An 18977-nucleotide genomic window follows, 5' to 3' on the forward strand; every position below is an offset into this window, starting at 1 on the left:
GACCTCGCGGGTCACCCGTGCGCACTAGCGGGTGCGGGAGCCGAATGTGGCACAGTGTCACCTGTGAGTGGGATTCCTGTCGCCGATGACGTCCTCGACACCGCCATCGCGGTCCTCCCGTTGCCCGAGGTCGCGAAAGCGCTCGGGACTTCGACCAACAAGGTCCGGCAGATGCTGCGCGACGGGCAGCTGATCGCGCTGAAGCGCGGCGGCGAACTGTGCGTGCCCGGCGACTTCTTCGTCAAGGACGGCGTGGTCAAGGGCCTGGCCGGCACCATCACGGTGCTCGCCGACTCCGGGTTCAGCCGGACGGAGATGCTCCGGTGGCTGTTCACGGCGGACGACACCCTGCCCGGCAGCACCCCGGTCAACGCGCTGCGCACCAGCCACGGCACCGAGGTCAAGCGGCGCGCGCAGGCGATGGCGTTCTGACCTGCGCAGACAGCTGAGCGCCGCGACGGCCTGAACGGCCGCGGCGACGCCGAGGCACGCGGGGAGCGACCACGCGGCCAGCGGACCGGCCAGTGCGGCTCCCGCCGCCAGCCCGGTGATCTTCACGCTCGCCGCCGTCGTGAACACCTGCGCCCGGACGTGCTCGGGCGCTTCCCGGTGGCGGATCGCGAACAAGGCCGTGAGCTGCGGACCTTCGGCCAATCCGGCGGTGGCCGCGGCGACCAGCAGCAGGGTCACGCCGTCGGCGAGCGCGGCCAGGACGGCGCTCGCGGCCAGGACGAGCGTGCTCAGCCACACCGTCCGGTCCGGCGCCCACGGCAGCGGCTTCTTCGCGAAGACGGCGTTGACCAGCAGCGACGTCACGGCCAGCACGGTCATCAGCAGTGCGCCGTCCGTGGGGCCGCGCAGGTGCGCCGCGCCGAGGAGTGGGTAACAGACGGTGACCATACCGATCCCGGCGCAGGAGAGGGTCGAGGCGACCGTCGCCCGCCTGAGCGCGGCGTTGCGGACCAGAACCGTGAAGCCCTCCTTGAGGTGGGTCGTCGCCTTCCCGGGTTTCTTCGGCAGCGCCCACGCCACCGGCACCGCGACGCCGACCATGGCGACGGCCACGACGAGCCCGGCCGGCCCGCCGAGCAGCCCCGCGAGCCCGGGCCCGGCGAGCGCGGCGGCGGTGAAGGTGAGGGCGTCGAGCCGGCTGGCGCGGGGGAGTTCCGGACCGGCGACGCCGGGCAGCTGAGCGGTCCAGCCGCCCGCGATGGCGGGGTTGAGCAGCCCGGCCGCGGCCGCCACGGCGACCACCCCGGCGAGCGGCAGGTGCCCGAAGACGGCGGCGACGACCGCGAGCCCTCCGGCGTACCCGGCGAGCGCGACGGCGAGCAGCCGCCCGGGCACGGCACTGCGGTCGAGAAGGGCCCCGAACAGGGGGCCACCCACGGCGGCGGCGGCGGTCAGCCCGGCGAGCAGCGCGGACCCGGCGTGCGGCCCGGCGGTGAGGCCGAGCAGGAGGAGAGCGGGGCCGGACAGCTCGTCCCCGGTCCGCGCGAGCGTCGCTCCGACCAGGTAACGCCTTATCATGAGCGAGACGTTACAGTGGGGTATGGCGTTTCCGCACCGGGATTCCGTGCAGCGCGCGGTCGACCTGCTCCGGGTACTGCTCCCGGACCCCGATCCGGCGGCGGTGCGGCGCGTTTTGCTGGCCCACGGCGAAACCGACCTCTCCGAGGTCGACGTTCCGGAACTGCACGCGGCGGCTCTCGAGCTGCTTCCGGTCTTCGCGGCGCCGGACGTCGCTGCGGCGGCCGCGGTGCTGAACGGGTTGTTCGCGACGTACGCGCGCCCGCCGCGGTTGACCGACCACGACGAGGGCTACGGCTGGCACCTGCACGTCGACGCCTCGGACGACGGCCCGTGGCGCGCGTGGCTGGTGACTTCGTCGGCGCTGGGGCTGGCTTCGCTGCTGGCGGAGCGCCAGGACGTCCCGGGAGGGTTGTGCGCTTCACCGTCGTGCGGCAAGCCGTTCGCCCACACCGGCGGCGGCAGCCCCCGGCGGTTTTGTTCGCCCCGGTGCGCGACACGCGAACGCGTCGCCGCGCACCGGGCGCGAAGGTGACGCACTGAGGTCATGCCCGGGTCTTTCGGCCTGTCTTCGCTGCGGACCGCAACAACCGGCCGGACGTGCGCGACGACGCGGGGGAAGAGCCGGCGAGACCCGAATCGAGAACCGCATGACCTTCCCCGCAGTCCAGCCGCCACCCAACCCGAAGCGGCGCCCCAGGTAGCCGTGGATCACCGCGGCGGTGGGTGCCGTCGTCATCATCGGCTCGATCTCCATGGCCACCTCGCCGAAGCCGGCGCTCACGGCCGAGGCGACTTCGGACCTGACTGTCCGCACGACGGACCCGGTCGCCGCGGCCGCTGAAAGTTCCGCCGCGAAGGCGAGCTGGGAAGCCCAGGAAAGTCGGAACTCGGAGGCGGCCGATGCTTCGTCCTCGGCTGCCGAACAGTCCTCGAAGGCGGCGGCCAGCTGCCGCGGCCGAGGCGCAACGCAAGGCAGAAGAGGAAGCCCAGCGCAAGGCGAACCGCATCACCTACAGCGTCACGACGACCGGCTCGGGCGTCCGCGGCGACGGCCACGTCGTCTCGGAGAACAGCAGCTCCGGCGAGTACGCCGTCGTCAGCTGCGGCTGAAGGTGGTCGAGGCCGCTCGGACCTCGACCACCTCGAGAACTCAGCTGGTGGTCTTCTCCCGCCAAGCGACCCACTTCTCGAGCGCGCCCAGGTCGTAGTCCGGACCGCCCACGCCGACCGTGAACGTCGTGACGCCCAGGTCGAGCAGCTTCGGGCCCAGCTCGTCCGGCTCGCCCTGCACGCCGCACGAACGCTCGATCTCGCCCGGGTCGCGGCCGACGTCCGCGCAGTGCTGGTCGAGGATCTTCACCTTGCGCTCGACGACCTCCGGGTCGCCGAAGCCGTGCCAGATGTCGCCGTGCTTGGCCACCAGCTTGAGCGTCTTCTTCTCGCCGCCGCCGCCGATGAGGACCGGGATCTTGCGGGTCGGGGCCGGGTTCAGCTTGCCGAGGCGCGACTCGATGCGCGGCAGCGACTCCGCCAGGTCGTCGAGGCGGCCGCCCGCGGTGCCGAACTCGTAGCCGTACTCGTCGTAGTCCTTCTCGAACCAGCCGGAGCCGATGCCGAGGATGAGCCGGCCGCCCGAGATGTGGTCGACCGTGCGGGCCATGTCGGCCAGCAGCTCGGGGTTGCGGTAGCTGTTGCAGGTCACCAGCGCGCCGATCTCCACCCGGGACGTCGACTCCGCCCACGCGCCCAGCATCGTCCAGCACTCGAAGTGCAGGCCGTCGGGATCGCCGTACAGCGGGTAGAAGTGGTCCCAGTTGAAGACGATGTCGGCCCCGAGGTCTTCGGCGGCCGACGCGGTGCGCCGGATGGTGTCGTAGTCGGCGTGCTGCGGCTGGAGCTGCAGGCCGATCCGGATGCGTCGTTCGGTCATGATCGCAGCCTACGACCGCTCCGGAACGTTTCGCGCGCCCAGACCGCGGCCGACGGTGGTAGCGCGACTACCGGCCTGCGACGTTCAGGCTGTCTCCGACGGCGAGGTGCCGTGGTCGAGCCATGTCCGAGCCGCTCGCTCACGAACAAGCAGCTTGTCGAGACCTGCCAGATCGACAGCTGGTGGCAGCTCCTTGGGGGTCGGGTAGGGCGTGCTCAGCCCGAGCACCCTGTCCAGCTCGGCGACGACCTGGTCGTGGTCGAGGCCGTACTTCGCCGAGATGTCGCGGTCGAGCTGCTTGTTGCGGGTCCCCACCGAAGATCTTCGCCCGGTAGACGATCTGGTCCAAACCGAACCAAACCGGCACTTCAAGGTAGCCGTCGACGTAGTACTCCTGCTCGGACGTCAGCTTCCAGGCCACGCGCGCGGATGTGTCCGCCTTGGTGCGGAAGCGACCGTGGGTCTTCAGCGTCGGGCGGATGATCTTCGCCTCGAAGTACTCGTAGCCCGCGAGTGATGCCAGCGACCCGCGAATCGAGGCCACTGCTGCTTGACGCGCCGCCTGCAGGTTCGCGGCCGCCGTCGCTCGGGCGTCGGCTTCGTTGGCCCGTGCGGTCGAGTCGCCGGTGGGTCCGTCCTTGTTACGCCCGTGATCGGCGACTCAGCACGACTCTCGCCAAGGCAGGTGCGGCAACTACCAGCCTTCGCGACTTCGGCACCACCGCCCGCCGCGTCAGGATGTCGTAGTCCAGTGCGACGATCTCGTCGAGGATGCCCTGGTACAGCGTCAACGCCGTCCGCACGCACGGCCGGGATTCGGGGCGCAGCAAGGGAACCCCGGCTTCGGCCCGCCGGTACACCGCCCGCGTCCGCGCCACGAAGTACGCCATCGCGGCGCGGATCCGCGGGTCCGGCCGCCGCTCCTCGAGCAGCGAACGCGAGACGCCGAACGCGGCCAGTTCGTCGAGCGGCAGGTACAGGCGGCCCCGGTCGAGGTCCTCGCCGACGTCGCGCAGGAAGTTCGTCAGCTGGAACGCCTCGCCCAGCGCGATCGCGCCCGGCTCGGCGTCGGCCGGCGGCCCGATCGTGCCGAACACCGGCAGCATCTGCAGCCCGATCACCGAGGCCGAGCCGTACACGTACTCGCCCAGCTCGGCGAACGTCGCGAACTCGACCGGCGAAAGGTCCATCCGCATCGACTTCAGGAACGCGGCGAAGAGGTCGCGCGAAAGGTCGTAGCGCCGCACGGTGTCGGCCAGCGCCACGAGCACCGCGTCGTCCGGGGTCCCGCCGTCGAAGACGACGTCGACCAGGTCGCCGACCCGGTCGAGGGCCGCCGCCGGGTCGCTGCCCGGGGCCGGGTTGTCGACCAGTTCGTCGGCCATCCGCGCGAACCCGTACAGCGCGTGCGCCGCCGGGCGGGCGCGGGCCGGCAGCAGCCGGGTCGCCAGGAAGAACGTGCGCCCGTGGTGCGCGTTGATGCGCCGGCATTCGGTGTACGCGGCCCGCAGGTCCGGCGCCGTGATGCCCGCGGCGTCGAGTTCGTTCACCGGCCGGTGATCCTTTCCGCCGCCAGTCGTCCCGAGATGAGCACCGGCGGGATGCCGACGCCGGGGGTGGTGCCGCAGCCGGCGAGCACGACGTTGCCCGCCGCGCGCACCAGGTTCGCCGGCCGGAACGGGCCGGTCTGCGCGAACGTGTGCGCCAGCGAGAACGGCGTCCCCGCCGCGAGCCCGCGCGCCGCCCAGTCCGCCGGGGTGATGGTCTCGTCGACGCTGAACTCGTCGCCGAAGCCGGTCAGCCCGCGGGCCTCCAGCGTGCGGAACAGCTCTTCGCGGTACGGCCCGCGCAAGCGGTCCCAGTCGACCCGGCCGCGGTGCAGGTTCGGCGCGGGCGCGAGCACCGAGACGATCTCGCCACCGCGCCCGGCCAGCCCGGGGTCGGTCGCCGTCGGGCGTGTGACCAGCAGCGACGGGTCGCTCATCAGCTTCCCCTCGCGGATGATCTCCGCGAACGTCCGCTCCCAGGCACCGCCGAAGAAGATCGTGTGGTGGCCGAGGTCCCACTTCTCGGTGGTCCGCCCGTGCAGCACCACGGCGGACGGTGAGTAGCGCAACGGCACCGGCCGCCGGGGCCGCGCGCCGATCAGCCGGTACGCGGTGGACAGCTCGGTGGCCAGCACGACGGCGTCGCACGCGATCCGCTCGCCCGAGCGCGTCCGCACCGCGCGCACCCGCGAATTCACCCGTTCGAGCCAGGCGGCTTCGGTGCCGAACCGGACGGCCGCGCCCGCCCGCGCGGCGGCACCGGTCAGCGCGCGGCCGATCTCGCCCATCCCGCCTTCGGGGTAGTAGACGCCGCCGACGGTGTCCATGTACGAGATGACGCCGTACGCGCCGATCGCGCGCGCCGGGTCGAGGCCCGCGTAGAGCGCCTGGAAGGAGAAGAGCCGCCGGACGCGCTCGTCGAGCAGGTAGCGGCTGATGCGCGGGCCGAGCCTGCCGAACCCGCCCAGCGCGGCGAGCTTCGCCAGCTCGGGGCGGGCCAGGTCGGCGGGCGAGTCGAAGTTCGTCCCGATGAAGCGGTCCTTCTGCACCGCGTACAGCTCGCTCAGCCAGCGCCGCAGCGCCCGGTAACCCGCCGCTTCGCGGGCACCGGCGAACTCGCGGATCTCGGCTTCCATCGCGTCGCCGTCGGTGTGCAGCGCGAGGGAGCTGCCGTCGGCGAAGCGCGCCCGGTACGCCGGGTCGAGCCGCGTCAGGCGCAGGTTCTTGGCCAGGGACTCGCCGACCGCGGCGAACGCCTCTTCCAGCAGTTCGGGCATGGTCAGCACGCTCGCGCCGGTGTCGACCGCGTTGCCGTCGAAGCTCTGCTGCCCGGCCCGCCCGCCCGGGGTGTCCGCCTGCTCCAGCAGCGTGACGCGCCGGCCCGCGCCGAGCAGGTGCAGGGCCGCCGAAAGCCCGGCCAGCCCGGCCCCGATCACGACGACGTGGTCGGCAGGCCCCTCGATGGTCCGCACGTCAGTACGTCCGCTGGGTGGCCTTGACGACCAGGCCGGTCAGCGCCGCGGGCGCCGGCTCGGCCAGGTGCGCGCGCTCGAGCGCGGCCATCGCCGCCGTCGTCAGCTCGTCGATCCGGCGCTCGACCGCGTCGACCGCGCCGACCTGCTGCAACGCCATCCGGACGGTCTCGACGCCTTCGTCGGACAGGTCGGCGTCGCCGATCGCGTCCGCGATCACGGTGGCCGCGGCCTGCTCGCCCTTCTCGGCGGCGAGCTGCAGGCCCAGGGCCACGAGCAGGGTGCGCTTGCCCTCGCGCAGGTCGTCCCCGGCGGGCTTGCCGGTGACCGACGGGTCGCCGAACACGCCGAGCAGGTCGTCGCGCAGCTGGAACGCGACGCCGACCTCGCCGCCGAACTCCAGCAGCGTGGCGATCAGCTCGGGAGCGGCCCCGCCGAGCGCGGCGCCCAGGTGCAGCGGCCGCTGGACCGTGTAGGCGGCGGTCTTGAGCCGGTCGATCTTGAGCGCGGCCTCGACCGAGGCGTCGCCGGTGGCCTGCGTGCGGACGTCGAGGTACTGGCCGGCGAGCACCTCGGTGCGCATCGCGCGCCACGCCGGGCGGGCCGCGGCGAGCGTCCGCGCGGGCAGCGGGGCGTCGGCGAACATGTCGTCCGCCCAGGCCAGCGCCAGGTCGCCGACCAGCACCGCGGTGGCCAGGCCGAACGTCGCGGGGGAGCCGAGCCAGCCCTGGTCGGCGTGCAGCTTCGCGCCCGCGATGTGCACGGTCGGGAAGCCGCGGCGGGAGTCGGAGGAGTCGATGAGGTCGTCGTGGATCAGCGCGCACGCCTGGATCAGCTCGAGGCTGGCCACCGCCTGCAGCACGCCCTCGGCGTCCGGGCCCTCGGGGTCGCCGCCCGCGCCGCGCCAGCCCCACCAGGCGAACGTCGGGCGCAGCCGCTTGCCGCCGCCGAGCACGAACCCGCGCAGCGCGTCGATGCCGGCGGCCACCGTCGGCTCGGTCGCCAGGATCTCGGTGCCGGCCCGGTCGAGGAACCCGGCGAGCGCCCGCTCGACGTGGGCGGGCAGGTCGGTATCGGCGGGCGCGTTCATGCGGCCCATCCTCGCCGAACCCACGGGTGCGCGGCCCGCCGGGGCACCCGGATGTGGTGAATCAGACTCCGGCCGTGGCGGCCCAGAACGACCCCGTCAGGCCCGCTTCGGCGAAGTAAGCGGCCGCGCTGTCCGGTTCGCGGCGCCGGTAGCCGCGCTCGAGCCTGCCCTCGTACCAGCCGCGCGCAAGCCGCCACAGCGTCACGAGGTCCAGCACGGAACCCTTGTCCTGCCCGGATTCCGCGACCCAGGCGTCCACACAGGACTCGCAGCAGAACAGCCGCTGGTTCGCGCACGTGTGCAGCACGTCGTCCCACATCCGCGATGCGGGTACGAGGAAGTGCGCGACCTGGGCGCCTTCCGGCGGCTCGGCCCGGTTCACGACCAGCGCGTGCGGCTGGCCGCAGCCGGGGCAGCGCGTCGCGACCAGCACCTCCGGCTCGGCTTCGACCAGGTGCGGGATGGCGAAGGAGTCCCAGGCGCAGCCGCCCCACCACAGGGTGCGCGCGCCCATCACGGAGAACCCGAGCGGTTTCGCGGCGAACGGGTGCGCCAGCACGACGTGCTCGCAGTCGTCGAGCACCAGGTGGTGGGCGTCGGCGAGGCGGTGCAGCGCCTGTTTCGCGACGGCCAGCGAGCCGCCCGCCGCGTCGGCCAGCTCCGGCGCGGTCGGCGCCCGGCCGTGGTCGGCGAACGCGTGGTAGACCGCGAGGCGCACGTCCTCGTCCCAGCCGGCATCGTCCCGCACCGGACCAGGTTACCGATCCGGCCAAAAGCAGGCCGACCCCCGCGCGGGACGTGACGTTGTCGCGAAGCCGTTCGGCCGTGGCTGTGGTCGGATCGGTAACGATCGGCACAGTGTCCGCCATAGCGCCTCGAATGTGAGTCGAACCGCAGTCTCGCGACGCGGACGGGGGCTCCCGCATGGCGGGCGTCGGCCCTTAACATGCGGGTATGACGTCGGTGATCGAGCGGTTGCGCGGAGACGGGCCGAAGTTCTCCATCGAGTTCTTCCCGCCCCGGGACGCGGCGGACGAGGCCGTCCTGTGGAAGGCGGTCCGGGAGCTCGAGCCGTACGACCCGGCCTACATGTCGATCACCTACGGCGCGGGCGGCTCCAGCCGCGACGGTACGATCCGCAGCATCGCCCGCGTCGCGACCGAGACGACGCTGGTGCCGATGGCCCACCTGACCGCGGTCAACCACTCCGTCGCCGAGCTGCGCAACGTCATCGGCTGGTACGCCTCGGTCGGCGTCCGCAACATCCTCGCGCTGCGCGGCGACCCGCCCGGCGACGTCTACGGCGACTGGATCCCGCACCCCGAGGGCCTGACCTACGCCGAGGAGCTGGTGCAGCTCGTCCGCGAGCTGGGCGACTTCTGCGTCGGCGTCTCGGCGTCCACCTACGGCCACCCCCGCTCGCCGGACCTCGACACCGACACGAAGTACCTGGTCCGCAAGCTGCGCGCGGGCGCGGACTTCGCGATCGCGCAGCTGTTCCACGACGCCGAGGACTTCCTGCGGCTGCGCGACCGGGTGGCCGCGACCGGCTGCGACGTCCCGGTCCTGCCCGGCGTCATGCCGCTCACGACCATGCGGACGCTGCAGACGACGATCAAGCTGTCCGGCGCCCCGGCCCCGCGGAAGCTGCTCGACCGGCTGGAACCGCTGGCCGACGACCCCAAGGCGTTCCGCGCCGCGGGCATCGACGTCATCACCGAGCTGTGCGAGAAGCTGATCGCGGAAGGCGTGCCGAACCTGCACTTCTACACGTTCAACCGCTCGAAGGCGACGCGCGAGGTCATCGCGCGGCTGGGTCTCGTCCCGGCCCGTGCTTAAGTACGTACCACCGGGTCTGGGTGGCCCGGTAGCGTGCCCGGCATGGCTTCCACTGCTTCAGACGTCAACGGTGTCTGCGACCGCTACGTCGACGACTACGCGGCCGCGGACCCGGTCGCCGCGACCTCCTACGGCATCACCGGTCACGACCACCGGCTGACCGACTACTCCGCGGACGGCTTCGCCGAGCGCGCCGGGCTGGTCGCGCGGGCGCACGCCGCCGTCGCGGCCGCCGAGCCGCGCGACGCCGCGGAACGGGCGGCACAGGCCGTCTTCACCGAGCGCCTCGGCCTCGAGCTGGAGATCCACGAAGCCGGTCTCGACGTGGCGAGCCTGAACGTCATCTCCAGCCCCGTGCAGGAGCTGCGGATGGCGTTCGACCTGATGCCGCTGGAGTCGGAGCAGGACTGGTCGGTCGTCGCGGCCCGCATCGGCGAGGTCCCGAAGGCGCTGGCCGGCGTCCGCAGCGGTCTCCTCGCGGGCGCCGACGCGGGTCACGTCGCGGCGCTGCGGCAGGTCTCGAAGGTGGCGGAGCAGTGCGAGACGTGGGCCGGCCTGAAGGAGGCGAAGGGCTTCTTCGCCGAGCTCGTCGCCGGGGCGGCTTCGCAGGGCGAAGCGCTCAAGGCCGACCTCGCGCACGGCGCGCGCGCCGCCGAGGAGGCGTTCGCCGAGTTCGCCGGGTTCCTGCGCGCCGAGCTGGCGCCGAAGGCCCCGGTCAAGGACGCCGTCGGCGAGGACGTCTACCGCCTGTGGTCGCGGTACTTCGTCGGTGCCGCGCTCGACCTGCGCGAGGCCTACGAATGGGGCTGGGCCGAGTTTTCCCGCATCGAAGCGGAGATGCGCGCGGTCGCGAACCGCGTCAAGGCCGGCGCGACCCCGAAGGAAGCCGCGGAGATCCTCGACGCCGACCCGCGCTACCGCGTCCAGGGCCGCGCGGAGTTCGAGGCGTGGATGCAGCGCCTGTCCGACGGCGCCCTGGAATCGTTGCGCGGCAAGCACTTCGAGATCTCCGACCGCGTGATGGCCCTGGAGTGCAAGATCGCCCCGCCCGGCGGCGGCGTCGGCGCGTACTACACCGGCCCCAGCGAGGACTTCGGCCGCCCGGGCCGCATGTGGTGGTCCCTGCCGGCCGGCCGCGACGAGTTCAGCACGTGGCGCGAGACGAGCACCGTCTACCACGAGGGCGCGCCGGGCCACCACCTCCAGATCGCGACGGCGGTGGACCAGTCGGCGTCGCTGAACAAGTACCAGCGCCTGATGGCCTTCACGTCGGGCCACGCGGAGGGCTGGGCGCTGTACTCCGAGCGCCTGATGGAGGAGCTGGGCTACCTCTCCGACGACGGCGACCTGCTGGGCATGCTCTCGGAGCAGCTGTTCCGCGCCGCCCGGGTGATCGTCGACCTCGGCATGCACCTGGAGCTGACGATCCCGGCGGGCACCGGCTTCCACGAGGGGGCGCGCTGGACCCCGGAGCTCGGCCTGGAGTTCATGCTGACCCGCACGATCACCGACGAGGCCCACCTCCGCGACGAGATCGACCGCTACCTCGGCTGGCCCGGCCAGGCCCCGGCGTACAAGATCGGCGAGCGCCTCTGGCTGACCGCCCGCGCGGAGGCGCAGGCCCGCGCGGGAGCCGCGTTCGACATCAAGCGGTTCCACACCGAGGCGCTGAAGCTGGGCGGGATGGGGCTGGACACCCTGCGGGAGCAGCTGGCCCACCTGGACTGACGTGCGCGGGGTCACCGGAAAACCGGTGGCCCCGCCGCGCGGTCCGCCGTTAGGTTCCTCCCGTGCACCGGATCTTCCTCGTCACCCCACCGCCCCGCGCCTGAGCGGGGTGGTTCCTCGCCGCGTGGCCTGAGCGCCCGCGGCCGCTTCGTCTTGCGCACCGCCCCGCGTCGTCGATTTCCCCCTTCCTTCGACGCAGGAGCTTTCCTTTGGTGTCTCTGCCCACGCGCGCCCGTTCTTCGGCCGCGCTCGTCCTCGCCGGTGTCCTCTGGGGCACCGGTGGCCTCGCCGGCTCGCTGCTCGGCGACCTCGCCGGTCTCCACCCGCTCGCCGTCGCCGCCTACCGGCTGCTCGTCGGCGGCGGGTTCGCCACCCTGTTCGTCCTCCTGAAGGGCGGCACCTTCCCGCGCACGGCCGGAGCGGTCAAGCGCGTCCTCGCCGTCGGCGGGCTGTTCGCGCTGTTCCAGGCGAGCTACTTCGCCGCCGTCTCGCTGAGCTCGGTCAGCATCGCGACGATGACCACGATCGGCGCCGCGCCCGTCGTGGTCACCCTCGCCGGCACCCGGAAACCCGGCGGCTGGACGCTGGCCTCGGTGGCGGGCACGCTCGCCGGACTGGTGCTGCTGCGCTGGGCACCGGACGCCGTGGCCACGATCGGCGGTCTCGGCTTCGCGCTCCTCGCCGCGGTCGGCTTCGCGGCGTTGACGCTGCTCACGGCGAAGCCGGTCGAGGGTCTGGAGCCGCTGCCCACGACGGCGTTCGGCTGCCTGACCGGCGGGCTGCTGCTCACCCCGGTCGCGAGCTGGACCGGGATGGCGCTGCCGCTGCACGCGGACGTCCTGCTGGTGGCCTGCTACCTCGGCGCCGTCCCCACCGCGCTCGCGTACGCGGCGTACCTGCGCGGCCTGACCGACGCGCACCCCGTGCTGGGCGCGTTGTCGGCGGTGCTCGAGCCGCTGACGGCGGCGGTGCTGTCCGCGGTGCTGCTCGGCGAGCGGCTGAGCGGCACGGCGTGGTGCGGTGCGGCCGTGCTGGTCGCGGCGCTGGCGGTCGGCTACTGGCGGCCCGAACCGCGGTGAAACCCGGGTGCTGCCCCTCAGCGCGGCTCGAGGGGCAGCGCCCGCCCGAGGATCGCGAACGGCCGCGGGTCGCCGGCGAAGTGGTAGTCGCGCAGGACGTCGACGAACCCGGTCCGGCGGTAGAGCTTCCACGCCCTGCTGGTGCCTTCGGGCGTGGAGAGCAGCACGTTCGCGCTCGGCACGCCGTCGAGGAGGCCGCGCAGCAGGTCTTCGCCGATCTGGTGCCCCTGGTTCTCCGGCTTGACGTGGATCTCGGTCAGCTCGAAGTAGTCACCCAGCCAGCGGTCGGCCTCGGCGGGCCCGGAGCGGCGGCTCAGGCCGTGGCGCACCTGCTCGTGCCACCACTGCCCGGCCCGGCCGCGGTAGCCGTAGGCCAGCCCGAGCAGAACGTCGTCGGCGTCGAGCGCGGCCATGCAGCGCCAGCCCTCGCGCAGCGCGTGGGTGAGCCACATCGGCGCCCGCTGCTCGGCCGTGCCGGCCGGGTACCGCATCGCCCGCACGTAGATGTCGAGCGCTTCGGGCAGGCGCGCGCGGAACTCGTCCGTCGAGAGCTGGACGTAGCGGGAGCAGCCGGCGGGCATCGCGGTCACAGCGAGCCATCTTCCTCCGCGCCGCCGAGCGCGCCGGGGGTGCCCCCGGTCAACGCCACGAGGTCCGCGAAGGTCGTGGGGTAGACGGTCTTGGGGTGCCCGGCGGCGGCCCAGACGACGTCGTGGGCCCGCAGCGCGGTGTCGACCAGCGTCGGCAGCGGCCGCGGGTGCCCGACGGGCGCGACGCCCCCGATCGGCTGCCCGGTGTGTGCCCGCACGAAATCGGCGTCGGCCTTGCCGATTTCGCCCCCGGCCAGCCGCGCGAGGGTGGCCGGATCCGCGCGGTGCGCCCCCGAGGTGAGGGCGAGGAGCGCGTTTTTGTCGGACCCCAGGCGGAAGATGAGGCTGTTGGCGATGGCGCCGACGGGAACGCCGAGCGCGTCGGCCGCCTGGGCGGCGGTCCGCACCTCGGCGGCCAGAACGCGGATGCCTTCGGCGGCGGCGTGCTGCCCGGCTTCGGCGAGCGCGGCCGCCACCTTGGCGACGGCGGGGTGGTCCAGCGAACTCATGCGCCTATGAGATCACGCCGCCGACCTGCTGTCCCGCGGGATTCCACCCCTGGGGTTGAGCGGATGCCCGGTCCGGGGTTACTCTGGAAATTGTTCGAACAGACGTTCGACATCTGGTGAGCGCGCACCGGTCGGGTGCCCGGCTCCGGGACGGGGGAAGCGTCTCGGCGCCGGGTACCGGATCGAGCTCACGCCGCGCAGGAGGAGGGTCGCCATGTCCGTCGAGGTCGTGTCCCCCACGGAACCCGGACAGCCCCAGCTGCCCATGTCGCTGCGCCCTCCGGTGACCCCACCGGCCCCCGGCACCCACCACGGCCGTCCCCGCCGCCCGCGCCCGTCTCCGTCCGCCGCGGAGCCGAGGCAGCCGGAGCTGCCGATGTCCCCGCACCCGGCAGAGGCCGACGCGGCAGGGCGGCGGCGCCCGCGCCCGTCGGGAGCGGGGGACCCGGCGCGGCCCGGGTTGCCGCTGCGGCCGCCCGCGGCGCTTGCGGACTCGACGGCCGCGCCTGGGCAGCTCGCGTTGCCGCAGTCGCCCGCCAACGCCGCACCTGCGCAGCTTGCGTTGCCGCAGTCGCCTGCTGTTGTCGCGGACTTGCCGGCGGCCGCCTCGGCTGCCGCCACGGTGAGCTTGGCCGCCACCGCCGCTGCGCCCGCGCAGCTCGCGTTGTCGCAGTCGCCCACCGCCATCGCGGACTTGCCTCCGGCCGCCGCCACAGCGAGCTTGCCCGCCACCGCCACCGAACCCCCGCAGCTCGCGTTGCCGCAGTCGCCCGCCGTCATCGCGGACTTGCCGACGGCCGTCCCGGCCGCCGCCACCGAACCCCCGCAGCTCGCGTCGTCGCGCTCGCCCGCCGTCATCGCGGACCTGCCGGCGGCCGCCCCAGCCGCCGCCGCCACCGAACCCGCGCAGCTCGCGTTGTCGCACTCGCCCGCCGCCACCGCCACCGACCTGCCGGCCACCGTCGCGCCTGCGCAGCCCGGGGTGCCGCATCCGCCCGTTGCCATCGCGGCCTCCCCGGCCGCGGACTCGACGGCGCCCGAGCCGACACCCGCCCCGGTCCCGGATGCGCCCGAGGTCGCCGTGCCTCCTCAACGCGTGCCCCTCAGCCCGCCCGTCGCGGAGTCCGATCAGTCCCAGCTGCCCATGTCGCTCCACCCTCCCGCACCGCCCGCCGCGGCCGCGTTGCTCGCCCAAGCTCGGCGTGGGCTCGCCGAAGCCGAACGTGAGACCGCCCCCGCCGAGCGGTTCATCGGGGCCTACCTCGCCGCCCTGCGCGGGGCCGCCGCCGTGCTCGCCGCGCGGGGGCGGCCGCACCGGGGGCGGGCCCGGCCGGCCAGTAGCTGGATGCTGCTCGACTCCGTCGCGCCCGAGCTGCACGAGTGGTCCGCCTTCTTCGCCGGCAACTCCGCCACGCGCGCCGCCGCGCAGGCCGGGATCACCGGGAAGGTCACCGGGGAGTCGGCCGCTCAGCTGGTGCGCGTCGCCGGGCTGTTCCTGGAGCTCGTGCGCCGGCTCGTGCACGGCCTGCCGGTCAGTGGGGAAGCCCATGTCGCGTGAGCACGGCCCGGTCGACCCGGGGCGGCTGCTCACGGCGCTGGGGATCGAAGGCCGCGTGCTGGCCGAGGCCGTGCACGCCGCTCCGCTCGAAGCGCCGGTGCCCGCCTGCCCCGGCTGGTCGCTCGGCGAGGTGGCGCGGCACGTCGGCAGCCTCTACCGGCTCGTCCGGCGCCGGCTCGCGGACGGCCGCACCCCCGAAGACTGGCAGCGCGACCCCGAACCGGGCCGGCCGCTCCACGAGTTCCTCGAGACGGGCCTCGCCGAGCTGCTCGACGAGCTCGCCGCCCACGAACCGCGGGAGCGCGCCGACACCTGGTGGCCCGCGGACCCGACCTACGGGTTCTGGCGGCGCCGGATGCTGCACGAGACGCTGATCCACCGCGTCGACGTCGAGCAGGCGTCCGGCGCGGACCCGCGCGGCGTGCCCGACGACCTCGCGATCGACGGCATCGACGAAGCGCTCACCCTGTGGTTCGGCCACAAGCTGCCGATGCTCGGGCTGACCGGCACGAAAGCGGGCTCGGTCGGCGTGCGCACCGGCGCCCACAGCTGGATCGCGCGCGCCGGGCCCGAAACCACCGAAGCCTGGCGCTGTTCGGCCGAGGAGGCCGAGGCCGCGGACGACGTCGTCACGGCGAAGCCCGCGCAGGTCTACCTGTGGCTCTGGGGCCGCGCGTCCCTGACCTCGGTGACCGTGCGCGGCGTGCACGACCAGGCGGCCCAGCTCTGGGCGCTGCTGCGGCTCGCGACCCGATGAACCGGCCGGTGGGGAAGCCGAACCGGAACTGTCGGGGGTGGCGGTTAGCCTGCGCCGCATGAACACGCGCTTGGTGAACCTGGTGATCGACGCGGCGCGCCCGGAGGTCCTCGCGGACTTCTGGGCCGCGCTGCTCGGCTGGGACGTCGCCGTCGAAGACCTCGGCGAGGTCGACGTGCGCGCCCCGGAGACCGACGGCTGGGACCTGGACCTCGTCTTCGTCCCGGTCCCGGACCCCAAGGAGGTGAAGAACCGGATCCACCTGGACCTGGCGAGCAAGACCCCCGAGCACCAGGCCGCGCTGGTGGCGCGCGCCCTCGAGCTGGGCGGCGACCGCGTCGACGTCGGCCAGGGCGCGGTCCCGTGGGTCGTGCTGGCGGATCCGGAGGGCAACGAGTTCTGCGTCCTCGAGCCCCGCGAGCGCTACGCGGAGACGGGCGCGGTGGCGTCGATCCTGGTCGACGCCCACGACCCGGAGAAACTGGCGGCGTTCTGGGCAGGGCTCACGGGCCGGCCGGTCGAAGCCCGCGAAGGTGACGTCCTGGTCGGGCTGCGCGCGCCGTCCGGGCGCGGGCCGTGGCTGGAGTTCCTCCGCAACGACGACGCCAAGCGCGGCAAGAACCGCGTCCACCTGGACGTCGCGCCCCCGGCGGGCGCGGACCACGCCGCGGCGGTGCGGGAGGTCGTCGCGGCCGGTGCGGCACCGGCGGACCTGGGCGGGCCGCCGTTGCCGTGGCGGGTGCTGACCGATCCGGAGGGCAACGAGTTCTGCGTGCTGACCCCGCGGTGACCTAGCTTGGAGGTCATGGAGACCTTCGACTGGCAGGGGCGCCGGATCGCCTGGGACCGTGCCGGCTCCGGGCCCCCGGTGGTGTTCTGCCACGGCACGCCGTGGTCGTCGTGGCTCTGGCGGCCCTTCGCCGAAGCGCTGAGCGGCGACTTCACCGTCTACCTCTGGGACATGCCCGGCTACGGCCGATCGTCCAAGGACGCCGGGCACGAAGTCGGCTTCGACGTCCAAGCCGAGGCGTTCCGGGCGCTGCTCGCGCACTGGGAGCTCGACCGGCCGCACGTCGTCGCCCACGACTACGGCGGCGTCGTGTCGCTGCGCACCAACCTGGTCCACGGCGTGCCGTACGCGTCGCTGCTGCTCGTCGACGCCGTGGCCATCCCGCCGTCGGGCTCGCCGTTCTTCCAGCTCGTCAAGGAACACCCGGACGTGCTCGCCCGGGTGCCGCCGTACATCCACGAGGCGCTGGTCCGGGCCTACGTCGCCAACGCGAGCCACCGCGAGCTGCGCGAAGCCGACGTCGACGAGCTCGCCGCGCCGTGGCTCGGCGAAGAAGGCCAGCCGGCGCTGTACCGCCAGATCGCGGCGTACGACGAGAGCTACCTCGCCGAGATCGAGGGACTGCTGGACCGCGTCGACCTGCCCGTGCACGTGCTGTGGGGCACCGAGGACACCTGGATTCCGATCGGGATCGGCGAGCGGCTCGCCGCGGGCATCCCGGGCGCGAAGTTCACCCCGATCCGCGACGCCGGGCACCTGGTCCAGCTGGATGCCCCGGTCGCGCTGGCGACGGAGCTGCGTTCCTGGCTGACGAGTGTTTCGCCGGGGTTGCCGGGCCGCGTCGAACGCTGACCTGCGCGAAACACCGGCGTCCTGGCTTGGCAACAACCACGCGGGACCGTGGGGGCATGGAGACCTCCAGAGCGTTGCCCCAGCCGGGCCGGACGGCCGTCGTCGAGGAACCCGCCGTCGCGTCGGCGTGGCGGGTGCGGGTCCGGATGCACGACCACCCGGGCACCCTGGCTCGCCTCGCCATCCGGCTCGCCGACCTGGAGTGCAACATCCTCGGCCTGAGCGTGCTGCCGGTGCCTGGCGGGGTGCTCGACGAGATCGTGCTGCGCCCCGCGACCGGCCTGCCCCGCCGGCACCTCGCCGAGGCCATCCGCGCCGAAGGCTGCGAATGCACCGCGATCATCGACGCCGACGTCCACGAGCTGGTCGACCCGGCCGCGTCGACGCTGCTGGCGGCCCGCCGCGCCGTCGACGACCCGGCCCGCCTCGCCGAGGTGCTCAAGGACGTCCTCGCCGCGGACGTCGTGACGCTCGTGCCCGCCACCGAAGCGAACCCGGCTCGCACGGAAAGCGGGCACCGGGCGGTGTTCGCGCTGGCCGGCGACCGCGCACTGGTGGCGCGCCGCCGCTGGGCCCCGTTCGTGCAGCTGGAACTGACCCGTGCCGAAGCGCTGGTGGCGCTGCTGACGGCGGCGGCCCGGAACGCGGCCGGCCCGGTCGTGCTCGACCGCCCGGACGGAGCCGCGATCGTCCTGCGCAAAGGCCTCCCCGGCGACGCCGACGCGGTCGCCGACCTGCACCGCCGCTGCTCGATGGCGACGCTCTTCCGGCGCTACCACTCGGGCGTGCGGACGGTCCCGCGCCGCTGGCTGCACCGGCTGCTGGTGCCCCCGCGCGGAACCAGCGTGCTGGCGGTGTTCGGCCGCGAGGTGATCGGGCTGGCGCAGCTCATCCCGGGCGCGTCGGGTCCCGCCGAGATCTCGCTGCTGGTGGAGGACGACTGGCAGCAGCAGGGCATCGGCACGGCCCTGCTGGCCCGGCTCGCCGTCCTCGCGGAAACCCAGGGCATCACGGAGCTGACGGCCGACTGCCTGACCGGCGACGACGTCCTGCCCCGCACGGCGGCCCGGGCCGGCCTGCGGACGGAACGCGCCCCCGAGGACGGCGCCAAGCTCCGGCTGTTCCTGCCCGCTTAGCGCTTCCAGAACCAGTCTTTGTCCCGCGCTTCGCGCATGGCGGACTTCTTGCGCTCGGCGGTGAGCCGGTCGAGGTAGAGGACACCGTCGAGGTGATCGGTTTCGTGCTGGAGGCACTGCGCCAGCACGTCTTCGCCTTCGACCTCGATGGGCTCGTTGTGGATGTCGACGCCCCGGACCTTCGCGTGCTTCGCGCGCCGGGTGGGGAACCACAGCTCCGGCACGGACAGGCAGCCTTCGTCGATTTCGTGCGTCTCTTCGGACACTTCGACGACCTCGGGGTTGACGACGTACCCGGTCAGCCCGGCGACGTCGTAGCTGAAAACCCGCAACCCGACACCGATCTGCGGCGCGGCGAGCCCGGCCCGCCCGGCGGGTTTGACCGAGTCGACCAGATCCCGCACGAGCGCCTCGAGCTTCTCGTCGAACACGGTGACCGGGTCGCAGACGGACTTGAGGATCGGATCGCCGAAATAGCGCAGTTCGCGCATCGCCATGAGCAGAACATCCTTCGTGCGTGTCGGACTGGCAGCTTAGGGCAGCCCGCACCGAGGTCGCCGGGCAATC

Annotated in this window: 22 protein-coding genes; 13 read left to right on the forward strand and 9 right to left on the reverse strand. The window is 73.5% G+C overall.

The annotated features are described in order from the left end of the window. Window positions 1-63: 63 nt before the first annotated feature. The 5 genes from AB0B33_RS03820 to AB0B33_RS03840 all read left to right on the forward strand — a co-directional run bounded on the left by AB0B33_RS03820 (window position 64) and on the right by AB0B33_RS03840 (window position 2643). Window positions 64-432, forward strand: a complete 369-nt coding sequence (locus tag AB0B33_RS03820; RefSeq protein ID WP_360766479.1) for an Rv2175c family DNA-binding protein — start codon at window positions 64-66, stop codon at window positions 430-432. 115 nt (window positions 433-547) lie between these two features. Next, window positions 548-886, forward strand: coding sequence for a hypothetical protein (locus AB0B33_RS03825; RefSeq protein ID WP_360766482.1), 339 nt, complete (start codon window positions 548-550; stop codon window positions 884-886). Between the two features lie 6 nt (window positions 887-892). Next, on the forward strand, window positions 893-1192 hold the full coding sequence (locus AB0B33_RS03830; protein ID WP_360766485.1) for a hypothetical protein: 300 nt from the start codon (window positions 893-895) through the stop codon (window positions 1190-1192). A gap of 360 nt (window positions 1193-1552) precedes the next feature. Then, entirely contained in the window at window positions 1553-2065 is a 513-nt protein-coding gene (locus AB0B33_RS03835) for a CGNR zinc finger domain-containing protein (RefSeq protein ID WP_360767415.1), read from the forward strand. A 368-nt stretch (window positions 2066-2433) separates the two neighbouring features. After that, on the forward strand, window positions 2434-2643 hold the full coding sequence (locus AB0B33_RS03840) for a hypothetical protein (protein ID WP_360766487.1): 210 nt from the start codon (window positions 2434-2436) through the stop codon (window positions 2641-2643). A 40-nt stretch (window positions 2644-2683) separates the two neighbouring features. Here AB0B33_RS03840 and AB0B33_RS03845 read toward each other — a convergent pair whose 3' ends face one another. From AB0B33_RS03845 to merB, 6 genes are all read right to left on the reverse strand, one after another. Next, window positions 2684-3463: an LLM class F420-dependent oxidoreductase gene (locus tag AB0B33_RS03845; protein ID WP_247012338.1), complete on the reverse strand. Its 780-nt coding sequence runs from the start codon at window positions 3461-3463 to the stop codon at window positions 2684-2686. 84 nt (window positions 3464-3547) lie between these two features. Then, window positions 3548-3778 carry a hypothetical protein gene (locus AB0B33_RS03850; protein ID WP_360766490.1) on the reverse strand — a complete coding sequence of 77 codons (231 nt, stop codon included), beginning with the start codon at window positions 3776-3778 and terminating at the stop codon, window positions 3548-3550. A 326-nt stretch (window positions 3779-4104) separates the two neighbouring features. Further along, the gene (locus AB0B33_RS03855) at window positions 4105-5013 is read right to left on the reverse strand and encodes a phytoene/squalene synthase family protein (protein WP_360766493.1); all 909 of its coding nucleotides are present in this window, start codon (window positions 5011-5013) and stop codon (window positions 4105-4107) included. Then, window positions 5010-6482 (reverse strand): phytoene desaturase family protein, encoded by a 1473-nt coding sequence (gene crtI / locus AB0B33_RS03860; protein ID WP_360766496.1) that lies wholly within the window; start codon window positions 6480-6482, stop codon window positions 5010-5012. The genes AB0B33_RS03855 and crtI overlap by 4 nt, the downstream gene beginning before the upstream one ends. Before the next feature lies 1 nt (window position 6483). Then, window positions 6484-7572 (reverse strand): polyprenyl synthetase family protein, encoded by a 1089-nt coding sequence (locus AB0B33_RS03865; RefSeq protein WP_360766499.1) that lies wholly within the window; start codon window positions 7570-7572, stop codon window positions 6484-6486. Window positions 7573-7633: 61 nt separating this feature from the next. After that, window positions 7634-8320 (reverse strand): organomercurial lyase, encoded by a 687-nt coding sequence (merB, locus tag AB0B33_RS03870; protein WP_360766502.1) that lies wholly within the window; start codon window positions 8318-8320, stop codon window positions 7634-7636. 206 nt (window positions 8321-8526) lie between these two features. On the opposite strand from merB, the gene AB0B33_RS03875 reads away from it, so the two are divergent. The 3 genes from AB0B33_RS03875 to AB0B33_RS03885 all read left to right on the forward strand — a co-directional run bounded on the left by AB0B33_RS03875 (window position 8527) and on the right by AB0B33_RS03885 (window position 12218). Beyond that, the gene (locus AB0B33_RS03875) at window positions 8527-9411 is read left to right on the forward strand and encodes a methylenetetrahydrofolate reductase (RefSeq protein ID WP_247012324.1); all 885 of its coding nucleotides are present in this window, start codon (window positions 8527-8529) and stop codon (window positions 9409-9411) included. A 42-nt stretch (window positions 9412-9453) separates the two neighbouring features. Then, window positions 9454-11139, forward strand: a complete 1686-nt coding sequence (locus AB0B33_RS03880; protein WP_360766506.1) for a DUF885 domain-containing protein — start codon at window positions 9454-9456, stop codon at window positions 11137-11139. Window positions 11140-11348: 209 nt separating this feature from the next. Then, window positions 11349-12218 (forward strand): EamA family transporter, encoded by an 870-nt coding sequence (locus AB0B33_RS03885; RefSeq protein WP_360766509.1) that lies wholly within the window; start codon window positions 11349-11351, stop codon window positions 12216-12218. 17 nt (window positions 12219-12235) lie between these two features. Here the strand turns inward: AB0B33_RS03885 and AB0B33_RS03890 are convergent, their stop codons facing one another. Together AB0B33_RS03890 and AB0B33_RS03895 are read right to left on the reverse strand one after the other, a co-directional pair. Continuing rightward, window positions 12236-12808: a GNAT family N-acetyltransferase gene (locus AB0B33_RS03890; RefSeq protein ID WP_247012316.1), complete on the reverse strand. Its 573-nt coding sequence runs from the start codon at window positions 12806-12808 to the stop codon at window positions 12236-12238. Continuing rightward, complete coding sequence (locus tag AB0B33_RS03895) at window positions 12805-13317, reverse strand: YbaK/EbsC family protein (protein WP_247012314.1); 513 nt, start codon at window positions 13315-13317, stop codon at window positions 12805-12807. Before AB0B33_RS03895 ends, AB0B33_RS03890 begins: the two co-directional genes overlap by 4 nt. Window positions 13318-14461: 1144 nt before the next feature. On the opposite strand from AB0B33_RS03895, the gene AB0B33_RS03900 reads away from it, so the two are divergent. The 5 genes from AB0B33_RS03900 to AB0B33_RS03920 all read left to right on the forward strand — a co-directional run bounded on the left by AB0B33_RS03900 (window position 14462) and on the right by AB0B33_RS03920 (window position 18410). After that, window positions 14462-14875: an SAV_6107 family HEPN domain-containing protein gene (locus tag AB0B33_RS03900; protein WP_360767417.1), complete on the forward strand. Its 414-nt coding sequence runs from the start codon at window positions 14462-14464 to the stop codon at window positions 14873-14875. Continuing rightward, window positions 14865-15632, forward strand: coding sequence for a maleylpyruvate isomerase family mycothiol-dependent enzyme (locus AB0B33_RS03905; RefSeq protein ID WP_360766514.1), 768 nt, complete (start codon window positions 14865-14867; stop codon window positions 15630-15632). The genes AB0B33_RS03900 and AB0B33_RS03905 overlap by 11 nt, the downstream gene beginning before the upstream one ends. Before the next feature lie 58 nt (window positions 15633-15690). Further along, entirely contained in the window at window positions 15691-16422 is a 732-nt protein-coding gene (locus tag AB0B33_RS03910) for a VOC family protein (protein ID WP_360766517.1), read from the forward strand. Between the two features lie 15 nt (window positions 16423-16437). Further along, a complete protein-coding gene (locus AB0B33_RS03915; protein WP_360766520.1) occupies window positions 16438-17274 on the forward strand; it encodes an alpha/beta hydrolase in 837 nt (278 codons plus the stop codon). Window positions 17275-17348: 74 nt separating this feature from the next. Next, window positions 17349-18410 (forward strand): GNAT family N-acetyltransferase, encoded by a 1062-nt coding sequence (locus tag AB0B33_RS03920; RefSeq protein ID WP_360767420.1) that lies wholly within the window; start codon window positions 17349-17351, stop codon window positions 18408-18410. Here the strand turns inward: AB0B33_RS03920 and def are convergent. After that, window positions 18407-18907, reverse strand: coding sequence for a peptide deformylase (def, locus tag AB0B33_RS03925; protein ID WP_247012304.1), 501 nt, complete (start codon window positions 18905-18907; stop codon window positions 18407-18409). The two genes, AB0B33_RS03920 and def, sit on opposite strands and share 4 nt — an antisense overlap. Between the last annotated feature and the right edge of the window lie 70 nt (window positions 18908-18977).

Origin of the sequence: Amycolatopsis sp. NPDC049159, from assembly GCF_040648295.1 — a bacterium.
In the GTDB taxonomy this organism is placed as follows: Bacteria; Actinomycetota; Actinomycetes; order Mycobacteriales; family Pseudonocardiaceae; genus Amycolatopsis; species Amycolatopsis pretoriensis_A.

Excerpts from the sequence above, each read along its gene's own strand:
- AB0B33_RS03835 (WP_360767415.1), top strand. The coding sequence starts at position 1,553 with ATGGCGTTTCCGCACCGGGATTCCGTGCAGCGCGCGGTCGACCTGCTC.
- AB0B33_RS03840 (WP_360766487.1), top strand. The coding sequence starts at position 2,434 with ATGCTTCGTCCTCGGCTGCCGAACAGTCCTCGAAGGCGGCGGCCAGCT.
- AB0B33_RS03845 (WP_247012338.1), bottom strand. The coding sequence starts at position 3,463 with ATGACCGAACGACGCATCCGGATCGGCCTGCAGCTCCAGCCGCAGCAC.
- AB0B33_RS03865 (WP_360766499.1), bottom strand. The coding sequence starts at position 7,572 with ATGAACGCGCCCGCCGATACCGACCTGCCCGCCCACGTCGAGCGGGCG.
- AB0B33_RS03875 (WP_247012324.1), top strand. The coding sequence starts at position 8,527 with ATGACGTCGGTGATCGAGCGGTTGCGCGGAGACGGGCCGAAGTTCTCC.
- AB0B33_RS03880 (WP_360766506.1), top strand. The coding sequence starts at position 9,454 with ATGGCTTCCACTGCTTCAGACGTCAACGGTGTCTGCGACCGCTACGTC.
- AB0B33_RS03895 (WP_247012314.1), bottom strand. The coding sequence starts at position 13,317 with ATGAGTTCGCTGGACCACCCCGCCGTCGCCAAGGTGGCGGCCGCGCTC.
- AB0B33_RS03900 (WP_360767417.1), top strand. The coding sequence starts at position 14,462 with ATGTCGCTCCACCCTCCCGCACCGCCCGCCGCGGCCGCGTTGCTCGCC.
- AB0B33_RS03905 (WP_360766514.1), top strand. The coding sequence starts at position 14,865 with ATGTCGCGTGAGCACGGCCCGGTCGACCCGGGGCGGCTGCTCACGGCG.
- AB0B33_RS03910 (WP_360766517.1), top strand. The coding sequence starts at position 15,691 with ATGAACACGCGCTTGGTGAACCTGGTGATCGACGCGGCGCGCCCGGAG.
- AB0B33_RS03915 (WP_360766520.1), top strand. The coding sequence starts at position 16,438 with ATGGAGACCTTCGACTGGCAGGGGCGCCGGATCGCCTGGGACCGTGCC.
- def (WP_247012304.1), bottom strand. The coding sequence starts at position 18,907 with ATGGCGATGCGCGAACTGCGCTATTTCGGCGATCCGATCCTCAAGTCC.